This window comes from Paraburkholderia phymatum, from assembly GCF_040965635.1.
In the GTDB taxonomy this organism is placed as follows: Bacteria; Pseudomonadota; Gammaproteobacteria; order Burkholderiales; family Burkholderiaceae; genus Paraburkholderia; species Paraburkholderia phymatum_B.
This window is the reverse complement of sequence record NZ_JBFRCH010000005.1, coordinates 168,654-190,590: the sequence shown is the minus strand read 5'-3', so window position 1 is coordinate 190,590 and position 21,937 is coordinate 168,654. Positions and strand designations below refer to the sequence as shown.

General features: G+C 63.9%; 13 protein-coding genes and 3 pseudogenes. 9 read left to right on the top strand and 7 right to left on the bottom strand.

Annotated features, from left to right (window positions below):
* Positions 1–23: 23 nt before the first annotated feature.
* Positions 24–746: a (Fe-S)-binding protein gene (locus AB4Y32_RS12555; RefSeq protein ID WP_368721650.1), complete on the bottom strand. Its 723-nt coding sequence runs from the start codon at positions 744–746 to the stop codon at positions 24–26.
* A 200-nt stretch (positions 747–946) separates the two neighbouring features.
* Here AB4Y32_RS12555 and AB4Y32_RS12550 point away from each other — a divergent pair, with 200 nt between their 5' ends.
* Positions 947–1,756, top strand: coding sequence for an IclR family transcriptional regulator (locus AB4Y32_RS12550; RefSeq protein WP_087735487.1), 810 nt, complete (start codon positions 947–949; stop codon positions 1,754–1,756).
* A 120-nt stretch (positions 1,757–1,876) separates the two neighbouring features.
* Here AB4Y32_RS12550 and pbpG read toward each other — a convergent pair whose 3' ends face one another.
* Positions 1,877–3,040, bottom strand: a complete 1,164-nt coding sequence (gene pbpG, locus AB4Y32_RS12545) for a D-alanyl-D-alanine endopeptidase (RefSeq protein ID WP_368721649.1) — start codon at positions 3,038–3,040, stop codon at positions 1,877–1,879.
* 767 nt (positions 3,041–3,807) lie between these two features.
* Between pbpG and AB4Y32_RS12540 the strand changes: the two genes are divergently transcribed.
* Complete coding sequence (locus AB4Y32_RS12540; RefSeq protein WP_368721648.1) at positions 3,808–4,392, top strand: phasin family protein; 585 nt, start codon at positions 3,808–3,810, stop codon at positions 4,390–4,392.
* A 391-nt stretch (positions 4,393–4,783) separates the two neighbouring features.
* Here the strand turns inward: AB4Y32_RS12540 and lpdA are convergent, their stop codons facing one another.
* The 4 genes and pseudogenes from lpdA to aceE form a co-directional block, all read right to left on the bottom strand.
* A complete protein-coding gene (gene lpdA / locus AB4Y32_RS12535; protein ID WP_368721831.1) occupies positions 4,784–6,520 on the bottom strand; it encodes a dihydrolipoyl dehydrogenase in 1,737 nt (578 codons plus the stop codon).
* A 156-nt stretch (positions 6,521–6,676) separates the two neighbouring features.
* A pseudogene (locus AB4Y32_RS12530) lies at positions 6,677–6,838 on the bottom strand (biotin/lipoyl-containing protein); the annotation flags it as partial.
* A gap of 177 nt (positions 6,839–7,015) precedes the next feature.
* On the bottom strand, positions 7,016–8,695 hold the full coding sequence (aceF, locus tag AB4Y32_RS12525; protein ID WP_368721647.1) for a dihydrolipoyllysine-residue acetyltransferase: 1,680 nt from the start codon (positions 8,693–8,695) through the stop codon (positions 7,016–7,018).
* An 85-nt stretch (positions 8,696–8,780) separates the two neighbouring features.
* Positions 8,781–11,480, bottom strand: coding sequence for a pyruvate dehydrogenase (acetyl-transferring), homodimeric type (gene aceE, locus AB4Y32_RS12520; protein WP_368721646.1), 2,700 nt, complete (start codon positions 11,478–11,480; stop codon positions 8,781–8,783).
* A gap of 275 nt (positions 11,481–11,755) precedes the next feature.
* Here aceE and fixL point away from each other — a divergent pair, with 275 nt between their 5' ends.
* The 6 genes and pseudogenes from fixL (at position 11,756) to folD (ending at position 19,059) form a co-directional block, all read left to right on the top strand.
* Entirely contained in the window at positions 11,756–14,272 is a 2,517-nt protein-coding gene (fixL, locus tag AB4Y32_RS12515; protein WP_368721645.1) for an oxygen sensor histidine kinase FixL, read from the top strand.
* Complete coding sequence (gene fixJ / locus AB4Y32_RS12510; RefSeq protein ID WP_087735494.1) at positions 14,269–14,913, top strand: oxygen response regulator transcription factor FixJ; 645 nt, start codon at positions 14,269–14,271, stop codon at positions 14,911–14,913. The genes fixL and fixJ overlap by 4 nt, the downstream gene beginning before the upstream one ends.
* Positions 14,914–15,187: 274 nt before the next feature.
* Positions 15,188–15,394, top strand: a pseudogene (locus tag AB4Y32_RS12505) (DUF3300 domain-containing protein); the annotation flags it as partial.
* Positions 15,395–15,570: 176 nt separating this feature from the next.
* Complete coding sequence (locus AB4Y32_RS12500; protein ID WP_439899783.1) at positions 15,571–16,785, top strand: DUF3300 domain-containing protein; 1,215 nt, start codon at positions 15,571–15,573, stop codon at positions 16,783–16,785.
* A gap of 74 nt (positions 16,786–16,859) precedes the next feature.
* Positions 16,860–17,858 carry a DUF2950 domain-containing protein gene (locus tag AB4Y32_RS12495; protein ID WP_368721644.1) on the top strand — a complete coding sequence of 333 codons (999 nt, stop codon included), beginning with the start codon at positions 16,860–16,862 and terminating at the stop codon, positions 17,856–17,858.
* 343 nt (positions 17,859–18,201) lie between these two features.
* Positions 18,202–19,059 carry a bifunctional methylenetetrahydrofolate dehydrogenase/methenyltetrahydrofolate cyclohydrolase FolD gene (gene folD, locus AB4Y32_RS12490; RefSeq protein ID WP_368721643.1) on the top strand — a complete coding sequence of 286 codons (858 nt, stop codon included), beginning with the start codon at positions 18,202–18,204 and terminating at the stop codon, positions 19,057–19,059.
* Positions 19,060–19,171: 112 nt separating this feature from the next.
* Here the strand turns inward: folD and AB4Y32_RS12485 are convergent.
* Positions 19,172–19,404 (bottom strand): annotated as a pseudogene (locus tag AB4Y32_RS12485) (acyltransferase family protein); the annotation flags it as partial.
* Positions 19,405–19,820: 416 nt separating this feature from the next.
* On the opposite strand from AB4Y32_RS12485, the gene AB4Y32_RS12480 reads away from it, so the two are divergent.
* Positions 19,821–21,935 carry a M3 family metallopeptidase gene (locus AB4Y32_RS12480; protein WP_368721642.1) on the top strand — a complete coding sequence of 705 codons (2,115 nt, stop codon included), beginning with the start codon at positions 19,821–19,823 and terminating at the stop codon, positions 21,933–21,935.
* The last annotated feature ends 2 nt before the right edge of the window (positions 21,936–21,937 follow it).

Here is a 21,937-nt window from a genome sequence, read left to right as displayed (position 1 = left end):
GTGCTCAGGCCAGAACGCGCGCCTTAGGCGTCGCCCGCCAGCACCTGCGCGATGTGCAGCACGCGCGTGGTCGTATCGCCCGTGCGGCGCAGGCGCCCTTCGATGTTCAGCATGCAGCCGAGGTCGCCGAGCACGACGGTATTCGCGCCGCTTGCCTGGATGTTGCCGCATTTCTCGTCGACGATCGCCGTCGAGATATCGCCGAACTTCAGCGCGAAGGTGCCGCCGAAGCCGCAGCAGTGCTCGCAGTTCTTCATCTCGGTCACGACGACGCCCGCCTGCGCGAGCAGCGCGCGCGGCTGCTGCTTGACGCCCAGTTCGCGCAACCCCGAACACGAATCGTGATACGTGACGGGTCCCCGGAACTCGCCTGGCGTCAATTCGATCTTCGCGACGGTGGCAAGAAAATCGGTCAGCTCGTAGACCTTCGGACGCAGACGCGCGAAGCGGCCCATCAGCTCGGGATCGTCCGCGAAGAGATCGCCGTAGTGCGTGCGGATCATTCCGCCGCAAGACCCCGACGGCACGACTACGTAATCGTACTGCTCGAATTCGCGCAGCGTCTTTTCCGCGAGATCGCGCGCAATGCGGCGGTCGCCGGAGTTGTAGGCCGGCTGCCCGCAGCACGTTTGCGCCGGTGGCACGAAGACTTCGAAGCCCGCGCGCTCGATTAGCTTGATCGCGGAAAAGCCGATTTCGGGGCGCATCAGATCGATCAGGCAGGTGACGAAAAAACCGACTCGCATGAGTGCTCCTCCGGGGAAACGTCCCTGATTATCCGCTGTTTGGCGCGCAATACCAACGCGTGACGGCCCCTACGCGCAATGAATCCGCAATGCGCCGCGCGATGCCACGCCCCGACGACAATGTCGACCGACGTTCGCTTTTTTCACAATACGAGATACAATCGGTCTTCCGCTGTTTGACGCGTCAACCGTTTAGTCTTATGAGCGACACGAACCCGGACCCCAAAACCTCGATCCAGGTGATCGAACGCATGATGCGCCTGCTGGACGCCCTCGCCGCGCACAGCGACCCTGTCAGCCTGAAGGAACTCGCGCAGCGCACCGATCTTCACCCCTCTACCGCCCACCGAATCCTGAACGACATGGTGACGTGCCGGCTCGTGGACCGTTCGGACCCCGGCACGTACCGCCTCGGCATGCGGCTGCTGGAACTCGGCAATCTCGTGAAGGCGCGCCTGTCGGTGCGCGACGCCGCGCTGATGCCGATGCGCGAACTGCATCGGCTTACTGGCCAGACCGTGAACCTGTCGGTGCGCCAGGGCGACGAGATCGTCTATATCGAACGCGCCTACTCCGAACGCTCGGGCATGCAGGTCGTGCGCGCGATCGGAGGCCGCGCGCCGCTGCATCTGACGTCCGTCGGCAAGCTCTTCCTCGCCGCGGACGAATCGACCCGTGTGCGCGCGTACGCGACGCGCACCGGCCTGTCCGGCCATACGCAGAACAGCATCACCGATCTCGCGAAGCTCGAACGCGAGCTGTTGCACGTACGCCAGCAGGCCTGCGCGCGCGACAACGAGGAGCTGGAACTGGGCGTGCGCTGCATCGCGGCGGGCATCTACGACGACACGGGCAAGCTGGTCGCGGGCCTGTCGCTTTCCGCGCCTGCCGACCGTCTACAGGATTCGTGGCTCGGTCAGCTCAGCAAGACGGCGCTCGTGATTTCCGAGTCGCTCGGCTATCACCCGCAGGAGCAACAGGCGGCTGCATCGTCGGCGCAGTCCGCGTGATTTACGATTTGCCGCGTAATAAGCTCGCAAGCACACCCGCAAGCCGTCAGAACCGACGCAATCAAAAAGCCCCGCTGATGCGGGGCTTTCTGTTGTGTTTCGTCGAGATGCGGCGTGCGCTCAAGTACCTGCGCCGTTGGCATCCGCGCTCGTGATGCGCTGCTCGCCACCGTTATCGAGCCACGTGCGCAGACGCTGAGCGTCCGCGAATCGCGAGTACTTTCCCGACGAGTCGAGCAGCACCAGGATCATCGGACGATCGTGAATCGTTGCCTGCATCACGAGGCACTCGCCCGCTTCGTTGATGAAGCCCGTCTTCTGCAGGCCGATATCCCACGACGAATTGCGCACCAGCGCGTTCGTGCTGTTGTACGCGATCGTGCGCTTGCCCGTATAGACATCGTAGCTGCGATCCGTCGAGAACCTGCGGATCATCGGATACTGATACGCGGCGTTGACCATCTTCACGAGATCCCGGGCGCTCGCAACGTTCTGGCTCGTCAGGCCCGTCGGGTTCTCGAAGTGCGTATCCGTCATGCCGAGCGCTTTCGCCTTCGCGTTCATCGCCGACATGAAAGCGGGACGGCCGCCCGGGAAATAACGCGACAACGCGGCGGCCGCGCGGTTTTCCGACGCCATCAGCGCGATATGCAGCATGTCTTCGCGCGAGAGCACCGAGCCGACGGACAGACGCGAGCCCGTGTTCTTCTCGTAGTCGCGGTCTTCGTCCGTGACTTCGATCTGCTCGGTCATCGGCGCCTTCGAATCGAGCACGACCATTGCGGTCATCAGCTTGGTGATCGACGCGATAGGCACGACCGCGCGCGAGTTCTTGTCGAACAGCGTCTCCGACGTGTTCTGGTCGACCACGTAAGCGACGCTCGAGCGCAGCATCAGCGCGTCCGGGGTTTCGTGCAGCCCGAACGCAGTGCCGACGGACGGCTGACGCGGCTCGAACGCGACCCGGCGAACAGCCGTGTGATGCCGGCCGTTCATCGTGTACGCGACACGGCGCTTCTTCGCAACGGGACGGGATTCTTCGTCGTCGGCGGCCGCTGCCTTTACGGCTTTCGACGACCGGCTGGAGACCTTCTCAGCGGCCGCCTTTTTAGACGACTTCTTGCCTGCTTTCGCGGTTTTGGCGGGCGCCGTGGCGGACGCGGCGAACGCGTCGACGGGGGCGGCAAAAGCCGCTGCGATGACCACCGAGGCGGCCACCGACAGAGCGGTGCCGAGCGCCGCGCCGTGCATCACTTTTAGTGACGAAAACATGTCGGTTTTCATTGGTGTTCTGGTTGGAGCGGCGAGAGAGTTTTCGCCAGTGTAGTAAAACAGTTAAAAATTAGCAATATTAAGCACTTATCGACCTTCCTTAAACCAAGTTGTTACGCTTCGTTAAGAAAGACAATAAGCCACGCGTGCGCCATCGAAAATGCCAATGACACGCCGGCACGTCGCCACTGCCTTGCCACTGAACGGGACTCACTCGATCAGCATATCGGCATATTCGACACAAACTTGATCAGGGGAAGTACGGTCGCGTACGGTAGAGAATCGATCCGACCCGCAAACGTCCCGGAACGTTGCCGTCCGCACCTAATGCGAGTTTCGCAGACACTGCAAGCCGCCCGACTTTTAAGCGACTACTGGAAACAGCACATCGCGCATTCGACCGGAATGGAGTTTTAACGTTCCGCTACGGTTTTCGGTTTACTTGAGAATTTTACCTTTTTGACCGAAAACGCGCCGCTGGTGCGTCACCGCCTTTCGCGGCTTGGGAGAGCGCGTATTTTGCGGCACCACATCAGTGCAAACCCTAGTGTGCGGACGCTTCACCACAATGTCATAAACGCTACATAACCTGCTGTTTTAACGGCAATTTCTATGCGTTGTGCGTTGCACCAAATAATTCTTGACTTCCATCAGAGCCGTCCTAAAATGGGAACCGTTGCTGCGACGCACAACGCACTGCGGAACAGCGAACCCATCACGATCTGCAGTTAACCCAACTCGGTCCGCAATAGACGGGCCGGTAATCCAGGAGCGTAAACATGACTCTGCTGACCCCTGAGCAATTCGCCGCAGCGCAGAAGGCCAACCTCGAAACCCTGTTCGGCTTGACCTCGAAGGCATTCGAAGGCGTCGAAAAGCTGGTCGAGCTGAATCTTCAAGTCGTCAAGTCGACAATCGCGGAAAGCCAGGAAAACGCACAACGCGCGCTGTCGGTGAAAGACGCGCAAGAACTGCTCGCGCTGCAAGCGGGCCTGACGCAGCCCGTGGCAGAGAAGGTTCTGTCGTATGGCCGTCACCTGTACGAAATCGCATCGGCTACGCAAGCTGAATTCGCACGCGTCGCTGAAGCTCAATACGAAGAGCAGAACAAGAAGGTGCAAGCGCTCGTCGAGAACGTCGCGAAGAACGCACCTGCTGGTTCGGAAACGGCCGTCGCCGTGATCAAGTCGGCCATCACGGCCGCTAACACGACGTACGAAACGGTTCAAAAGGCAACGAAGCAAGCTGTCGAAATCGCTGAAAGCAACTTCAACGCGGCTGCAACGGCTGCATCGAAGGCCGCTTCGCAAGCTGCTGCTCAGGCTTCGCGTACGGCAGCATCGGCCAAGAAGGCTGCTGTCTAAGAATCAACGAAACGGTTTCAACGGATCGGGCCTCACCCGCGCCTGACGGATGCCCCATCATCCGTCGAGGCGCAGCCGCCAGAGACACTGTCGAAGTGACTGGTGGAGCGGAATGGCGCCGCACGGTCAACGCTTCGGCGACCGGGCGGCCAGACGCTCCGATACGTTAAACAGCGTATCGTTTCCCCGGCTCAGGCCGGGATTTTTTTTTCCCGCTCGGTGAGCGTTCGCTTCGCCATCTTCCTTGCCGCGCATTTCGTGCAAAGGCGCAAACGCATGGCGGCTGCAATCGCGACACCATGAAAAAACGGCGCGCCCCTCTTTCGAGGGACGCGCCGTTATCACATGCACTGAACGCGAAAGCGGCGCGACGAGCTCACGCCGCCGCCGCTCACTTCTTCTTCTGCGGCGGCAGATCCGTACAGACGCCTTCATACAGCTCGGCGGCCATGCCGATCGATTCGCCGAGCGTCGGGTGCGGATGGATCGTCTTGCCGATATCCGTTGCATCGGCACCCATCTCGATCGCGAGGCACACTTCGCTGATCAGGTCGCCCGCATTCAGGCCGACGATGCCGCCGCCGATCACGCGATGCGTCTCCTCGTCGAAGATCAGCTTCGTGAAGCCTTCGTCGCGACCGTTGGCGATCGCGCGGCCCGATGCGGCCCACGGGAACACAGCCTTGCCATACTTGATGCCTTCGGCCTTGCACTGGTCTTCCGTCTTGCCCGCCCACGCCACTTCCGGATCGGTATAGGCCACCGACGGAATCTGCAGTGCATCGAAGTACGCTTTCTCGCCATGCGCCGCTTCCGCCGCGACGTGGCCTTCATGCACGGCCTTGTGCGCGAGCATCGGCTGGCCGATGACGTCGCCGATTGCGAAGATGTGCGGCACGTTGGTGCGCTGCTGCTTGTCGACTTCGATGAAGCCGCGATCCGTCACGGCCACGCCTGCCTTGTCCGCGCCGATATTCTTGCCGTTCGGGCTGCGGCCCACGGCGACGAGTACGAGGTCGTAGCGTTGCGGCTCGGCGGGCGCCTTCTCGCCTTCGAACGACACATAGATGCCGTCCGCCTTCGCTTCGGCGGCCGTGGTCTTCGTCTTCAGCATCACGTTGGTGAAGCGCTGGCTGTTGAACTTCTCCCAGACCTTCACGAGATCGCGGTCCGCGCCCAGCATCAGGCCGTCGAGCATTTCGACGACGTCGATCTGCGCGCCGAGCGTCGCATAAACCGTCGCCATTTCCAGCCCGATGATGCCGCCGCCGATCACGAGCATGCGCTTCGGAATCTGAGGAAGTTCGAGCGCGCCCGTCGAATCGACGACGCGCGGATCTTCCGGAATGAACGGCAGCTTCACGGCTTGCGAGCCGGCCGCGATGATCGCCTGCTTGAAGCGGACGACCTTCTTGCCGCCCTCGCCCTGCACTTCCATGTGATGCGGATCGACGAACGTGCCGACGCCCGTGACGACTTCGACCTTGCGCGCCTTCGCCATGCCGGCGAGACCGCCCGTGAGCTTCTTGACGACGCCCGACTTGAAGTCGCGCAGCTTGTCGAGATCGATCTGCGGCTTGCCGAACGAGATGCCGTGGGCGGCGAGTTCGTCCACTTCGTCCATGACGAGCGCCGTGTGCAGCAGCGCCTTCGACGGAATGCAGCCGACGTTCAGACACACGCCGCCAAGCGTCGGATAGCGTTCGACGAGCACCGTCTTCATGCCGAGGTCGGCCGAGCGGAACGCAGCCGAGTAACCGCCGGGGCCCGCGCCGAGCACGAGCATGTCGCACTCGATGTCGGCCGAGCCGGAATAGCTGCCCGCTTGCGGCGCAGGCGCGGCAGCGGGAGCCGGCGCAGGAGCCGCTGCCTTCGGTGCGGCCGCAGCCGCGCCACCCGCGCCTTCCAGCAGCACGATCACAGCGCCTTCGGAAACGGTATCGCCGACCTTGACCTTCACTTCCTTGACCACGCCAGCCGCGGGGCTGGGCACGTCCATCGTCGCCTTGTCCGATTCAAGCGTGATGAGCGACTGCTCCTTCTCGACGCGGTCGCCGGCCTTTACGGCGATTTCGATGACGGGCACATCCTTGTAGTCGCCGATATCCGGCACCTTGATTTCCTGCACGCCGCCGCCAGCCGTCGATGCGGCAGCGGGCGCGGGCGCAGGTGCGGCCTTCTCCGGTTCCTTGCTGGCTTTGGCTTCACCCGACGTTTCGACGAGGGCGATGACGGTGCCCTGCGAGACCTTGTCGCCGGCCTTGACGCGAACTTCCTTGACCGAGCCGGCGGTGTCGCTCGGCACTTCCATCGACGCCTTATCCGATTCGAGCGTCAGCAGCGACTGCTCTTTTTCGATCGTGTCACCCGGCTTGATATTGACTTCGATGACATCGACGTCCTTGAAATCGCCGATGTCCGGCACCTTCACTTCGACGAGACTCATAGTGTCCCCTTCTCTTATTGACCGTGTTGAAAGAGGCCGCGAAAACGCTGAACCCGCGACACGAAGCGCAGCCCCGATGCCGTCCACCGGCAAAGGCGATACGGCAAAGCGGGTTCAGCGAAGACGCCTGAACGCACGCATCGATGCGACGTTCAGGCGGCGGCCGTCACTCAACAATCAAAGAATCACACGCCGGAAATCGGCAAGAATCGACCCAAGATACGCATTGAAGCGCGCGGCTTCCGCGCCGTCGATCACGCGATGGTCATACGACAGCGACAGCGGCAGCGTCAGACGCGGCACGAACTGCTTGCCGTCCCAGACCGGCTTCATCGCGCCGCGGGACAGGCCGAGGATCGCGACTTCGGGCGCATTGATGATCGGCGTGAAGTTCGTGCCGCCGATCCCGCCGAGCGACGAGATCGAGAAGCAGCCGCCTTGCATCTGATCGGGCTTGAGCTTGCCCTCGCGAGCGAGCTTCGACAGCTCCGCCATTTCCTTCGCGATATCGACGAGACCCTTCTTGTCCGCATCGCGGATCACGGGCACGACGAGACCGTTCGGCGTATCGGCGGCAAACCCGACGTGGTAGTACTGCTTGAACACGAGGTTGTCGCCATCGAGGCTCGCATTGAACGTCGGGAACTTCTTGAGCGCCGCGACGACGGCCTTGATCACGAACGCGAGCATCGTGAACTTCACGCCGGCCTTTTCGTGTTCCTTGTTCAGCTGCACGCGCAGCGCTTCGAGGTCGGTGATGTCCGCTTCGTCGTTGTTCGTGACATGCGGAATCATCACCCAGTTGCGATGCAGGTTCGCGCCGGAAATCTTCTTGATGCGCGACAGCGGCTTCGGATCGATCGGGCCGAACTTCGTGAAGTCGATCTTCGGCCACGGCAGCAGGCCGAGCTCGCCGCCACCCGCGGCAGCCGGCGCGGCAGCCCCAGCAGGCGCCGCGCGCTGCCCCGTCATCACGCCCTTGACGAACGCGGTGACGTCGTCCTGCGTAATGCGTCCCTTCGGACCCGTGCCTTGCACGCGCGACACGTCGACGCCCAGTTCGCGCGCGAACTTGCGCACCGACGGCGACGCATGGCTCGCGCGATACGCGCCGCCTTCGCCCGCCGGAATGACGGGCGCCTGCGCGAGCGCGGACGGTTGAGCGGGAGCCGGCGACGGCGCGACGGGCGCGTCGGACGGCGCTTCTTCGCGCTTCGCGGCAGCGGGTGCGGGAGCCGGTGCAGCCGCTCCACCCTCCGCTTCGAGCAACACGATCAGCGTGCCTTCGGAAACGGCATCGCCGACCTTGACCTTCACTTCCTTGACGACGCCGGCCGCCGGGCTCGGCACGTCCATCGTCGCCTTGTCCGATTCGAGCGTGACGAGCGACTGCTCCTTCTCGACGCGATCGCCGACCTTCACGGCGACTTCGATCACGGGCACGTCCTTGTAGTCGCCGATATCCGGCACCTTGATTTCCTGCACGCCGCCGCCTGCCTTCGATGCAGCAGCGGGAGCGGGAGCCGGGGCTGCAGCGGGAGCCGGAGCAGGCGCTGAGGCAGGCGCGGGCGCGGCCGCTCCGTTGCCTCGCGCGGGCTTCGCGGCGGCTGCGCCGCCTTCGCCGTCGAGCAGCACGATCAGCGTGCCTTCCGACACCGTATCGCCAAGCTTGACCTTCACTTCCTTCACCGTGCCCGACGCCGGGCTCGGCACATCCATCGTCGCCTTGTCGGATTCCAGCGTGACGAGCGATTGCTCTTTCTCGACGGTATCACCCGCCTTCACCAGCACCTCGATTACAGGAATGTCCTTGTAATCGCCGATGTCCGGTACCTTGACTTCGATCGCTTGGCTCATTGTTTTCTGTCTCCAGGGCCGCGCGCACCTCGGCCGCCCGCTTCGGGCGACGAGGTGCGCGTCAGGGGCTCGCGGGGGCGATGCCTTAGACGGTCATCGGGTTGGGTTTGGACGGATCGAGGTTGTACTTCTTCAGCGCGTCGGCCACGACCTTGCGCTCGATCGCACCCTCGTCGGCCAGCGCGTTCAGCGCAGCGACCGTGGTCCAGTAGCGGTCGACTTCGAAGAAGTGACGCAGCTTCTCGCGCGTATCCGAACGGCCGAAGCCGTCCGTGCCCAGCACGACGAAGCGTTGCGGCACGAATGCGCGGATCTGCTCGACGAGCGCGCGGACATAGTCGGTCGAGGCGACGACGGGGCCCTTCGCGTCCTTCAACAGCTTCTCGACGTGCGACAGCTTCTTCTCAGCCAGCGGGTTCAGCAGGTTCTGACGCTGCACTTCGTGGCCTTCGCGAGCGAGCTCCGTGAAGCTCGGCACGCTCCACAGGTCGGCCTCAACGCCCCAGTCGTTCTTCAGCAGGTCGGCGGCGGCGATCACTTCGTTGAAGATCGTGCCCGCGCCCATCAGCTGCACGCGCGGCGCCTTCGCGTTGTCCGCGCCCTTGCGGAACGCGTACATGCCCTTGATGATGTCCTTCGCCACGCTCTCGCCCTGCGGGATCGCCGGGTGCTCGTAGTTCTCGTTCATCACCGTGACGTAATAGAACACGTCTTCCTGCTCCTGCACCATGCGGCGCAGACCGTCCTGCATGATGACGGCGAGTTCGTAGCCGAACGTCGGGTCATAGCTGAGGCAGTTCGGCACCGATGCCGCCCACAGCAGCGAGTGGCCGTCTTCGTGCTGCAGGCCTTCGCCGTTGAGCGTCGTGCGGCCCGCCGTGCCGCCCAGCAGGAAGCCGCGCGAACGCATGTCGCCCGCGGCCCAGGCCAGATCGCCGATGCGCTGGAAGCCGAACATCGAGTAGAAGATGTAGAACGGGATCATGATCTCGCCGTGCGTCGAGTACGACGTCGCCGCTGCGATCCAGTCCGACATGCCGCCCGCTTCGTTGATGCCTTCCTGCAGGATCTGGCCGGTTTCCGATTCCTTGTAGAACATCAGCTGGTCGGAGTCTTCCGGCACGTACTTCTGGCCGTCCTGATTCCAGATGCCGATCTGGCGGAACAGCCCTTCCATGCCGAACGTGCGCGATTCGTCCGGCACGATGGGCACGACGCGCTTGCCGATCGCCTTGTCCTTCAACAGGATGTTGAGGATGCGGACGAACGCCATCGTCGTCGAAATCTCGCGGCCTTCGCCCGTGCCCTTCAGGAGCGGCTCGAATGCGTCGAGTGCCGGGACGGGCAGCGATTCCGCCTTCTGGCGGCGCGCCGGCAGGTAGCCGCCCAGTTCCTGGCGACGGGCGCGCATGTACTCGAGTTCCTTCGAGCCTTCCTCGAACGTGAGGTACGGCACGTGCGCGATCTCGTCGTCCGAGACGGGCAGACGGAACTGGTCGCGGAAGTGCTTGAGCGCCTCCACCTGCATCTTCTTCTGCTGGTGGGTGATGTTCATCGCCTGGCCGGCTTCGCCCATGCCGTAGCCCTTGATCGTCTTCGCGAGGATCACGGTCGGCTGGCCCTTCTTGTGCGTCGCGGCGTGGAATGCCGCGTAGATCTTGTGCGGATCGTGGCCGCCGCGGTTCAGGTTCCAGATGTCGTCGTCGGACCAGTCGGCGACGAGCGCCTTCAGCTCCGGCGTGTTGAAGAAGTGCTCGCGAACAAACGCGCCCGACTCCGACTTGTACGTCTGGTATTCGCCGTCGACGACTTCCATCATCCGGCGCATCAGCGCGCCCGATTTGTCGCGCGCGAAGAGGGCATCCCAGCGGCTGCCCCAGATCACCTTGATGACGTTCCAGCCTGCGCCGCGGAATTCGCTTTCCAGTTCCTGGATGATCTTGCCGTTGCCGCGCACGGGACCGTCGAGGCGCTGCAGGTTGCAGTTGATGACGAACACGAGGTTGTCGAGACGCTCGCGGCCGGCCATGCCGATCGCGCCGAGCGATTCCGGTTCATCCGTTTCGCCGTCGCCGAGGAACGCCCACACCTTGCGGCCGTCCGTCTTCGCGATGCCGCGCGCCTGCAGGTACTTCATGAAGCGCGCCTGGTAGATCGCCATGATCGGGCCGAGTCCCATCGACACCGTCGGGAACTGCCAGAAATCGGGCATCAGCCACGGGTGCGGATACGACGAGATGCCCTCGCCGCCCACTTCCTGGCGGAAGTTGTCGAGCTGCTTGTCGGACAACCGGCCGAGCAGGAACGCACGCGAGTAGACGCCCGGCGACGAGTGGCCCTGGACGAACACGAGGTCGCCGCCGTGATCTTGCGACGGCGCGTGCCAGAAGTGGTTGAAGCCGACGTCGTACAGCGTCGCGGCCGACGCGAACGATGCGATGTGGCCGCCGACGTTGGTTTCCTTGCCGGCGCGCAGCACCATCGCCATCGCGTTCCAGCGCGTGTACGAGCGGATGCGGTGCTCGACGTCCTGGTCGCCGGGAATCTTCGCCTGGTTCGAGACAGGGATCGTGTTGATGTACGGAGTGTTGGCGGAGAACGGCAGATGCTCGCCATGCACGCGGGCAAATTCGATCTGCTTCTCGATGAGGTAGTGAGCGCGGTCGGGACCGACAGCAGAAATCACGCCATCTAGCGCTTCGAGCCATTCGGCGGTTTCTTGCGGGTCGCCATCGTCTTTGGTGTTGGCGACGTACTTCATGACTTCGTCGGGTACAGCGGACATGCTCGTCTCCTGGATATGGGGAACGCACTGTGAACATGCGACGCGGACGAACCTCGACCGCGGCAGCTTCCGGCCGATTGTAATAAGGCCCACAACGCCTGCGCAAGGAAATTTTCGGATTACGAGAGCGTTTCTCATAATGCGGAAAATTGTTGCGGCGCACCCTGGTTTGACTGCCCATCAGCGAGTACGTCGGCTAGTTTGCGCCGAATTGCGCGACTTTCATCGCTTTTTTGCGGCAATTACGTGTCAGCCGCTGCGCTACAATGCGAGCCATGTTGACCGATCGGCTTTTCGCACGCTCGGCGCGTTCCGCCGGTTCGTCGGCGGACTCGTCGCCCTCTCGCTGGCACCACGGACCCTGGTGGTCGAATTCCTATTTGCTGACGCCGCTCCTGTCGATCCTCGTTTTCCTGGTCGTCATGAGCCTGATTTTGTGGAGCCTGAACCGGCGCGAACAGCAGCAGCAGGAAGACACCCTTTACCGCAATGTCGCGTGGGCGCAGCAGCAGATCCGGCTGTCGATGACGGGCGCGCAGGAGCAGTTGCAGGCGCTTTCGCGCGATCTCGTCTCCGGCCGCGCAGACCCGCATTCTTTCCAGGTGTCGACGGCCGACATCATGCAGGGGCATCCCGAAATCCTCTACATGAACTGGTACACGAGCGCGCAACAGCCGCGCTGGCCGAACAACGCGCTGCCCGGCCTGGGCCAGCGCCTCGCGAAGCCCAATGACCAGCAGATGGACGAAGCCGTCAAGGCCGCTTTCGCCGAAGCGCGCAACACGCGCCGCCAGGTCTATTCGCCGCTGATGTACGACGATGTCGGCAACGGCTACATCACGTTGCAAACCCCTGTCTATCGCGACCGCGACTTCCTCGGCACGATCGCGGCCGTGTTCTCGATCGAAGGGATACTGAAGCGCGACATCCCGCCCGAGCTGTCGGCGAAGTACAAGATCTCGATCATCGACGTCAACAACCGCGAGCTGGCCACGACGTCGACGCGCCCGCGCCTGCCGCGCGACGCATACTACGACCTGCCGCTCGATCCGCCCGGCCAGGGCGTGTCGGTGCGCGTCTACGCGTATCCGCAGATGACCAACTTCACGAACAACACGCTCGTGTGGCTGGTCGCGGGGCTGTCGTGCTTCGTGCTGTGGAGTCTGTGGAGCCTATGGAAGCACACGCGCCAGCGCTTCGAGGCGCAGCAGGCGCTGTACGCCGAGGCGTTCTTCAGGCGTGCGATGGAAAACTCCGTGCTGATCGGCATGCGCGTGCTCGACATGCACGGCCGCATCACGCACGTGAACCCGGCTTTCTGCCGGATGACGGGCTGGGACGAAAGCGATCTCGTCGGCAAGAACGCGCCGTTTCCGTATTGGCCGCGCGACTCGTACCCGGAGATGCAGCGGCAGCTCGACATGACGCTGCGCGGCAAGGCGCCCTCTTCCGGTTTCGAGCTGCGCGTGCGCCGCAAGGACGGCTCGCTGTTCCATGCGCGCCTGTATGTGTCGCCGCTGATCGACAGTTCAGGACGGCAAACGGGCTGGATGTCGTCGATGACGGACATCACGGAGCCGAAGCGCGCGCGCGAAGAACTGGCCGCCGCGCACGAACGCTTCACGACGGTGCTCGAAAGCCTCGATGCCGCTGTCTCCGTGCTCGCCGCCGACGAAGCCGAACTGCTGTTCGCGAACCGCTATTACCGGCATCTGTTCGGCATCCGCCCCGACGGCCATCTCGAACTCGCGGGCGGCGGCAGCTTCGACAGCTCCGCTGCGTCGTCGGACTCGATCGACATGGTCGACGCATTCGCGGGCCTGCCCGCCGCCGCGCTCACCGAAAGCACCGCCGACGCGCAGGAAGTCTACGTCCAGGGCATCCAGAAATGGTTCGAAGTACGCCGCCAGTACATCCAGTGGGTCGATGGCCATCTCGCGCAGATGCAGATCGCAACCGACATCACGACGCGCAAGCAGGCGCAGGAACTCGCGCGCCAGCAGGACGAAAAGCTGCAGTTCACGAGCCGCCTGATGACCATGGGCGAGATGGCGTCGTCGCTCGCGCACGAGCTGAACCAGCCTCTCGCGGCCATCAATAACTATTGCTCTGGAACCGTGGCGCTGGTTAAATCTGGTCGGACAACTCCCGACAACCTGTTACCAGTCCTCGAAAAGACTGCGCAGCAGGCGGTTCGGGCCGGCATGATTATCAAGCGCATCCGCGAATTCGTGAAACGCAGCGAACCGAAACGACAGGCTACCCGCGTCGCCGACATCGTCGCCGACGCCGTGGGTCTCGCCGAGATCGAAGCGCGCAAGCGCCGCATCCGCATCGTGACGGACATGCGCTCGCGCCTGCCCGTCATCTATGTCGATCCCGTGCTGATCGAACAGGTGCTCGTGAACCTGCTGAAGAACGCGGCCGAAGCGATGCACGACGCGCGGCCCGATGCCGTCGATCCCGTGATTCGCGTCGTCGTACGGCTCGACTCCGGCTTCGTGTGCATCAGCGTCGTCGATCAGGGTCCGGGCGTCGACGAAGCCACGGCCGAGCGTCTCTTCGAACCGTTTTACAGCACCAAGTCCGACGGCATGGGCATGGGGCTGAACATTTGCCGTTCGATCATCGAATCGCATCGCGGACGCCTGTGGGTGGTGAACAACGTCGAATCCGACGGCCACATCACGGGCGCCACTTTCCATTGCAGTCTGCCTATTGGAGAGCCTGACGGCCCGAGCAACGGCGGGTCCGAGGCGCCGACACCACAAACCGTTACGGGAGAGCTATGAACACCCCAGTTACCACACAGGAAACCGTGTTTGTCGTCGACGACGACGAAGCGGTGCGAGATTCGCTGCGCTGGCTGCTGGAGGCGAACGGCTATCGCGTTCAATGCTTCTCCGCCGCGGAGCAGTTCCTCGACGCATGGCAGCCGCATCAGCATCCTGGCCAGATCGCGTGCCTGATTCTCGATGTGCGGATGTCGGGCATGAGCGGCCTCGAATTGCAGGAGCGCCTGATCGCCGACAACACGCTGCTGCCCATCATCTTCGTGACGGGTCACGGCGACGTGCCGATGGCCGTGTCGACGATGAAGAAGGGCGCGATGGACTTCATCGAGAAGCCGTTCGACGAAGCCGAACTGCGCAAGCTCGTCGAGCGCATGCTCGACAAGGCCCGCAGCGAAAGCAGCAGCGTCCAGCAGCAGCGCGCCGCCGCCGAGCGCCTCGGCAAGCTCACGGCGCGCGAGCATCAGGTGCTCGAGCGCATCATCGCGGGCCGCCTGAACAAGCAGATCGCCGACGATCTCGGCATCAGCATCAAGACGGTCGAAGCGCACCGCGCGAACATCATGGAAAAGCTCAACGTGAACACGGTGGCCGACCTGCTGCGTCTCGCGTTGTCTAACAAGCCGCAGCAGGCGCAATAACGCCGGCGCGCCATGCGGGCGTCATCGCGTGATGGCGGCCCCGCAGCCCGGAGCCCTCGCCCGCCGTTTCTCTTGCGTGTTGCGCGGGCGTCCGAAGCATCGTTGACACCATCACGCGGCGCTGCTTTCGCGGCGTCCTTCGTCGATTCGTCGCGCCCCCTCTTTACGCCGCTTCACGCGTCTTCGCGCTCCGCCTCCATCGGCTCCCGTCGCTCGCGCATGACGCCCTTCATTAGTCATCCAGACTAAACCGGATCGCACGACGGTTCTCACCGTGAATCGATACGAACGCTACCGGCCCCGCACATGGCTGCTTTGTGCGGCGCTTGCGGGCATACCGCTCGCCGCGGGCATCGTCGCGCCCGTTGACGCCGTCGCGCAGACACCCGCGAAAATCTCGAGCCAGCAACTCGATTCGCTGACGGCGCCCATCGCCCTCTACCCGGATGCGCTGCTCGCGCAGGTGCTGATGGCGTCGACCCGAACCGCGTTTTCATACGTCGTCCTCGCTCTGTCGCCGTTTCCGCCATCAACGCTGCTGCGATGCACGTGACATACAGCGCTGACATCGCGCATATCGCCGGTTCAACATCGCGCTTGCGCGCGCACGTCACTTCCATTATCAGTCGATTTACATCGTCGTTCCCCCATCGCTCCATTGCCACAACGCGCGTCGCGGCATGTCGGAATTCACTGACACCCGCCGCGCTCAGAACGCAGCAAGGAGCCTTTCCGCAGGACGTCGATGCGGCCGCCGCGTGGTCGAAGTCGAACTCGCAGTACAAGGGCGACGATGCCGTCAAAGCCGTCGCATCGGAACCGTGGGACCCGAGCGTGCAATCGCTCGTCGCATTCCCGCAAGTGCTCGCGACGATGGCCTCGAAGCCCGACTGGGTCACGCAGCTCGGCAATGCGTTTCTCGCGCAGCCGAACGATGTGATGGACTCCGTGCAGCGGCTGCGCAAGCAGGCGCAGTCGTCAGGCAATCTGAAGACGACTGAGCAGCAGAAGGTGATCGTCGAGCAGAACACGATCCAGATCCAGCCGGCCAATCCGCAAGTGGTCTATGTGCCGACGTACAACCCGACTGTCGTGTACGGCGCGTGGCCTTATCCCGCCTATCCGCCCGTCTATGTGCCGCCTCCTCCCGGTTACGCGATCGCGTCGGGCTTCGCGGCGGGGCTTGCATTCGGTGCGGGCGTGGCCGTCGTCAATTCGCTATGGGGCGGATTCAACTGGAACAACCATGACGTCAACATCAACGTCAATCGTTACAACAACGTCAACGTCAACAACCGGATCAATTCGAACACCGCGACCTCCAACTGGAATCGCAACGCGAATGTCAACCGCAACAACGCGAACATCAATCGCAACAATGCCAACGTCAACAACAATCTGGCTGCGCAACGCGATCAATATCGCGGACGCGACGCATCGCGCGCGCAGGCGCAGCAGACGCTGCAGAACCGCACCGGCCAGAACCTGAGCGGCAACGCGAGCCAGCGCGTGCAGAACATCCATCAGGGCGGCGCGAACGCGGGCGAGATTCGCAACAGCGCGCAGAACCTGAACCGCGACAACGCGTTGCGCGGCGCGGGAGATAGCGCGGGCTCGCGGCAGGATTTACAGCGCGGACAGGCGAGCCGTCAGTCGCTCGCAAGCAACGGTGGCGCGAGCAACCGTGTCGGCGCGGGCGGCGGCGGTCAGCAGTTCGGCGGCGGCGAGGCGGGAGGCGGCCGGCTCGGGGCCGGCGGCGCAGGACAGGCAGGCGGCGGCTTCAGCGGCGGCGCAGGCGGCGGAAGCAGGGGCGGTGGCGGCTTTGGCGGCGGCGCGGGCGGTGGCGGTGGACGCCAGTTCCATCGCCGCTGAGCGAATGATCACGAACCGTCACGAGCAATCGCAACACGTCGCTAGCGATCACGAACGATCGACAGGAGGCACACATGATCCGCATTTCGACCTGCCGCGCACTGCGCGCGCTGCTTCGCGCGCGTCAGACTGCGTCGCGCGCTGCCCTTTCACAGGTTCCACCCGATTCAGCCGTCTTGCCGGTTGCGCGCGCATCGAATGCGCTCGCGGCCGTCGTCACGGTGACGATGTTCGCCGCCGCGCAACCCGCCGCTGCACAGGCCGTCTATCCGACGCCCGACGCCGCCGCCAGCGCATTTGCCGACGCCCTCGCAACGAACGACCATCCGGCGATGGAGAAAGTGCTCGGCAAGAACTACGGCCGCTACATCCCGACCACCAACATCGGCGAGGACGACATCTATGCGTTCCTCGGGCAATGGGCGAATGGCCATCAGATCGTCGACGATCCGGCGCCGCGCCACGGCCGCAAGAGCGTGCATCTGGCCGTCGGCACGGACGGATGGACGCTGCCGATTCCGATCGTGCAGAATGCGCGCGGCTGGCAATTCGACACGCCCGCCGCCACCGACGAAATGCTCACGCGCCGCATCGGCCGCAACGAGCGCGCGGCGATTCTCACGTCGCTCGCATACGTCGATGCGCAAAACGACTATCGAAGCCAGATGCAGCGCTACGCGCAAAAGTTCATCAGCTCGCCCGGCCAGCGCGACGGACTCTACTGGCCCACGGCGCCTGGCGAGCCCGAAAGCCCGCTTGGGCCGCTTGCCGCGACGATGCCGCATCAGGTCGCGCCGGGCGAGGCGTACAACGGCTATCACTACCGCATCCTCACGTCGCAGGGCGCGAACGCCGAGGGCGGCGCACAGAACTACGTGCAGGACGGCGCGCTGTCGAAAGGCTTCGGCCTCGTCGCGTGGCCGGCGGAATACGGCAAGACGGGCGTGATGAGTTTCATCGTCAACCAGAACGGTCAGGTCTACCAGAAGAATCTCGGCGCGCAGACGTCACACGCGGCGAGCGCGATCACGTCGTTCAATCCCGATTCGTCGTGGACGGCGACGCAGCCCTGAACGCGCGAGCGTACCCCGGACGCGCGTTGCAATCTTCGCGATGACCACGCGTCGCACTGGCCGCTTGCCTCGGCGGCGGCCAGTGCGATGATCCGCGAAGCCAACCGATCCCATCCCCGACGGTATAATGTCGAACTTCGCTGCGGCGCGGTTTTCGCGCCGTGCGCTTTTCGGCACGCGACCCGTACCTGCCTCCGAGCGCCATCCGTGCGATTCGCGACGGCCGCGCGAGAGCGCACGTCACGAACCCGCGCGCAGCACGCACTGCATGCGCGGCAACATGATCAAACGCCCCGCGCCTGCCCGCCCCGCCCGCATTCCGAACACCGTATCTCGACCGACCATGACAGCCAAACTGATCGACGGCATCGCCCTTTCCAAGACCTTGCGCGCCGACGTCGCCACGCGCGCCGCCGCCCTCACCGCCCGCGGACATCAGCCCGGTCTTGCCGTCGTGCTCGTCGGCGACAATCCCGCCAGCGAGGTCTACGTCCGCAACAAGGTGAAGGCCTGCGAGGACAACGGACTCTTCTCGTCGTACGACCGCTATCCCGCCAGCATGACGGAAGCGGAACTGCTCGCGCGCATCGACGAGCTCAACCGCGATCCGAAGATTGACGGCATCCTCGTGCAGCTGCCGCTGCCCGCGCATATCGACAGCCACAAGGTGATCGAAGCGATCGCGCCCGAGAAGGACGTCGACGGCTTTCACGTCGCGAACGCGGGCGCGCTGATGACGGGCAAGCCGCTCTTTCGCCCGTGCACGCCGTATGGCGTGATGAAGATGTTCGAAGCGCACGGCATCGAGCTGAAGAGCGCGAACGCCGTCGTGATCGGCCGCTCGAACATCGTCGGCAAGCCGATGTCGCTGCTGCTGCTTCAGGCGAACGCGACGGTGACGGTCTGCCACAGCAAGACGCGCGATATCGCCGCGTACACCCGCAATGCCGATATCGTCGTGGTCGCGACGGGTCTGCGCAACACGCTGACGGCCGACATGGTGAAGCCGGGTGCAACCGTGATCGACGTCGGCATGAATCGCGACGATCTCGGCAAGCTGTGCGGCGACGTCGACTTCGCGAACGTGAAGGAAGTGGCCGGCCATATCACGCCCGTGCCGGGCGGCGTCGGCCCGATGACGATCACGATGCTGCTCGTCAATACGATCGAAGCCGCCGAGCGCGCGGCGGGCAAGGCCTGAACGGTCGTCGGGACCACTGCCCGCTTCGTCGGATCGCGCGGATTGCCATAGCCGTTCGCGCCGCGCGCGTGCCGTCAGCGGATCAGCGCATCATCAGAAAGGCGGCCGGCGGACGGTCAAAGCTCGCGCTGACCAGCATTCCGCTCAGCAGAAAGAACGCGTACACGCCGAGACTGCCCGCGCCATCGAACCCAACGCGGCCGCGATGCCGTCGGTCGCGTCCGTCGTCTCGATCACGTGGGCATGGCTATAAACGACGGCGCACGCAGCGACCAGTCGCACGAGATCGAAATCGTTGGCATCGCGAGCGAGGGCGCGTGAGAGAGTGCTCGAATGCGGAGTCATCGGGAAGCTACCTGCTGCGAAGCGGCCGCCACGCCACGGCGAGCGGCAATTGAAGGATGCGCAATCCGCGCGAACGACAGGTGCGCGCGAAGCGCACGCAAGACCCACGCAAAACCCACGCGCCGACCGTTCAACGATCCGCGAGAATTCCTGTTGCGACCCGTTCGCTTGCCTGCTTTCCCGTTCTGGTACAAATATGCGTGAGCCCGCAGCTTCTGCGCGCGGGCGGCAGTTCTGATAATTTGTGCTGCAACCGATCGATCCCGGCTGGAAATGGCGAATGGCGCCCCAATATGCTCCACAGGACGCCAATCGACGGCCCGCATGCGCGCGGGCCGTGCCATGTGCGCCGCTCCGTTTCGTGCCCGGCTGACCGTCATCCGGGCCTCCACTCAACGCGTCAGACAGGAAGCAACATGTCCACATCCCAATCGACATCCGGCAATCCGCTCCTCGATTTCTCCGATCTGCCGCGCTTTGGCGAGATCCGCCCCGAACACGTAACGCCCGCCCTCGACGTGCTGCTCGCGGATGCGAACGCCGCCGTCAATCGCGCGAGCGAGCCGTCGACGCCCGCGTCGTGGGCCGACATCGTCGAGCCCGTCGAACGCGCGACGGAACCGCTGTCGCGCGCATGGGGCGTGATCGGCCATCTGAACGCCGTCGCCGATACGCCCGAGCTGCGCGCCGTCTATGGCGAGAACCTGCCGCGCGTCACCGAGTTCTGGTCAAGCGTCGGACAGAATCTCGCGCTCTACGAGAAGTACAAGGCAATTGCTGCCGCCAGCGATTTCGAATCGCTGACGGGCGAGCGCAAGAAGATCCTGAACAACGCGCTGCGTGACTTCCGACTGTCGGGCGCCGAACTGCCCGAAGACCAGAAGCCGCGTTTCGCGGAACTGCAGGAACGTCAGGCCGCGCTGTCGAAGGCGTTTTCGGATCACGTGCTCGACGCGACCAATGCCTACGCGTATGTCGCCGAAAGCCAGGACGAGCTGGCCGGGCTGCCCGAAGACGTGATCGCAGCCGCCCGCGAAGCGGCCGAGCGCGACGGCAAGAGCGGCTGGAAGTTCACGCTGCATTTCCCGTCGTACTTCCCGGTGATGCAGTACTCGGAAAACCGGGCGATGCGCGAGACGATGTACCGCGCCTACGTTACGCGCGCATCGGAGCTCGGGCCGCAATACGGCAAGGGCAACGCCGACTGGGACAACACCGCGAACATCGCCGAAAGCCTGAAGCTGCGCGAAGAAGAGGCGCATATGCTCGGCTACAAAAATTTCGCCGAAGTGTCGCTCGCGCCGAAGATGGCCGAGTCGCCCGAGCAGGTGATGACGTTCCTCGAAGACCTCGCGACGCGCGCGCGTCCGCACGCCGAGCACGACTGGCAGGAACTGCGCGAGTTCGCCGCGAGCGAGCTGGGCCTCGGCGAATTGCAACCGTGGGATGTCGCGTTCGCCGCCGAGCGTCTGCGTCAGAAGCGCTACTCGTTTTCCGAAAACGAAGTGAAGCAATACTTTCCGGAAGACACGGTGCTCAAGGGCGTGTTCAAGGTCACGGAGACGCTCTTCGGCGTGACGATCCGCCGCGACCAGGCGGCGACCTGGCATCCCGACGTGCGCTTCTTCCGCGTCGAGAATCAGGACGGCGGCCTCGTCGCGCAGTTCTATCTCGATCTGTACGCGCGCGAAGGCAAGCGCGGCGGCGCATGGATGGACGATGCGCGCTCGCGCCGCAAGCCCGCCGACGGCGCAGTGCAAACGCCTGTCGCGTATCTGACGTGCAACTTCTCGGCGCCCGTCGGCGGCAAGCCCGCGTGCTTCACGCACGACGAGGTGATCACCCTCTTCCACGAGTTCGGGCACGGGCTGCATCACATGCTGACGCGCGTCGACGAACTGGGCGTGTCGGGCATCAACGGTGTCGAATGGGACGCCGTCGAGCTGCCGTCGCAGTTCATGGAAAACTTCTGCTGGGAGTGGGACGTGCTGAGCGACATGACTTCGCACGTCGATACCGCGAAGCCGCTGCCGCGCGAGCTGTTCGACAAGATGCTCGCCGCGAAGAACTTCCAGAGCGGCCTGGGCACGCTGCGCCAGATCGTATTCTCGATGTTCGACATGAAGCTGCACGTCGACTTCGATACGTCCGCTGCGAAGAGCGCGAACGATCTCGCACGCGAAATCAACGAGCGCTTCCATGTGATTCCGCAGGCTGCGTTCTCGCGCTGGCCGAATACGTTCAGCCATATCTTCGCTGGCGGCTACGCGGCGGGCTACTACAGCTACAAGTGGGCTGAAGTGCTCTCCGCCGATGCGTATGCGGCATTCGAAGAAGCGGCGCAATCGGGCACCGGCAGCGTGCTCGACGCGGCGACAGGCACGCGGTATCGCAAGGAGATTCTCGAGGTGGGCGGCAGTCGTCCCGCGATGGAATCGTTCAAGGCGTTCCGCGGCCGCGAGCCGAATATCGACGCGCTGCTGCGTCACAACGGCATGGCGCCCGGCGCGGTGCCTGGGACGGCGCATTGATG

Excerpts from the sequence above, each read along its gene's own strand:
- aceF (WP_368721647.1), bottom strand. The coding sequence starts at position 8,695 with ATGAGCCAAGCGATCGAAGTCAAGGTACCGGACATCGGCGATTACAAG.
- AB4Y32_RS12495 (WP_368721644.1), top strand. The coding sequence starts at position 16,860 with ATGATCCGCATTTCGACCTGCCGCGCACTGCGCGCGCTGCTTCGCGCG.
- AB4Y32_RS12480 (WP_368721642.1), top strand. The coding sequence starts at position 19,821 with ATGTCCACATCCCAATCGACATCCGGCAATCCGCTCCTCGATTTCTCC.
- AB4Y32_RS12555 (WP_368721650.1), bottom strand. The coding sequence starts at position 746 with ATGCGAGTCGGTTTTTTCGTCACCTGCCTGATCGATCTGATGCGCCCC.
- folD (WP_368721643.1), top strand. The coding sequence starts at position 18,202 with ATGACAGCCAAACTGATCGACGGCATCGCCCTTTCCAAGACCTTGCGC.
- fixJ (WP_087735494.1), top strand. The coding sequence starts at position 14,269 with ATGAACACCCCAGTTACCACACAGGAAACCGTGTTTGTCGTCGACGAC.
- fixL (WP_368721645.1), top strand. The coding sequence starts at position 11,756 with ATGTTGACCGATCGGCTTTTCGCACGCTCGGCGCGTTCCGCCGGTTCG.
- aceE (WP_368721646.1), bottom strand. The coding sequence starts at position 11,480 with ATGTCCGCTGTACCCGACGAAGTCATGAAGTACGTCGCCAACACCAAA.
- AB4Y32_RS12550 (WP_087735487.1), top strand. The coding sequence starts at position 947 with ATGAGCGACACGAACCCGGACCCCAAAACCTCGATCCAGGTGATCGAA.
- AB4Y32_RS12540 (WP_368721648.1), top strand. The coding sequence starts at position 3,808 with ATGACTCTGCTGACCCCTGAGCAATTCGCCGCAGCGCAGAAGGCCAAC.
- pbpG (WP_368721649.1), bottom strand. The coding sequence starts at position 3,040 with ATGAAAACCGACATGTTTTCGTCACTAAAAGTGATGCACGGCGCGGCG.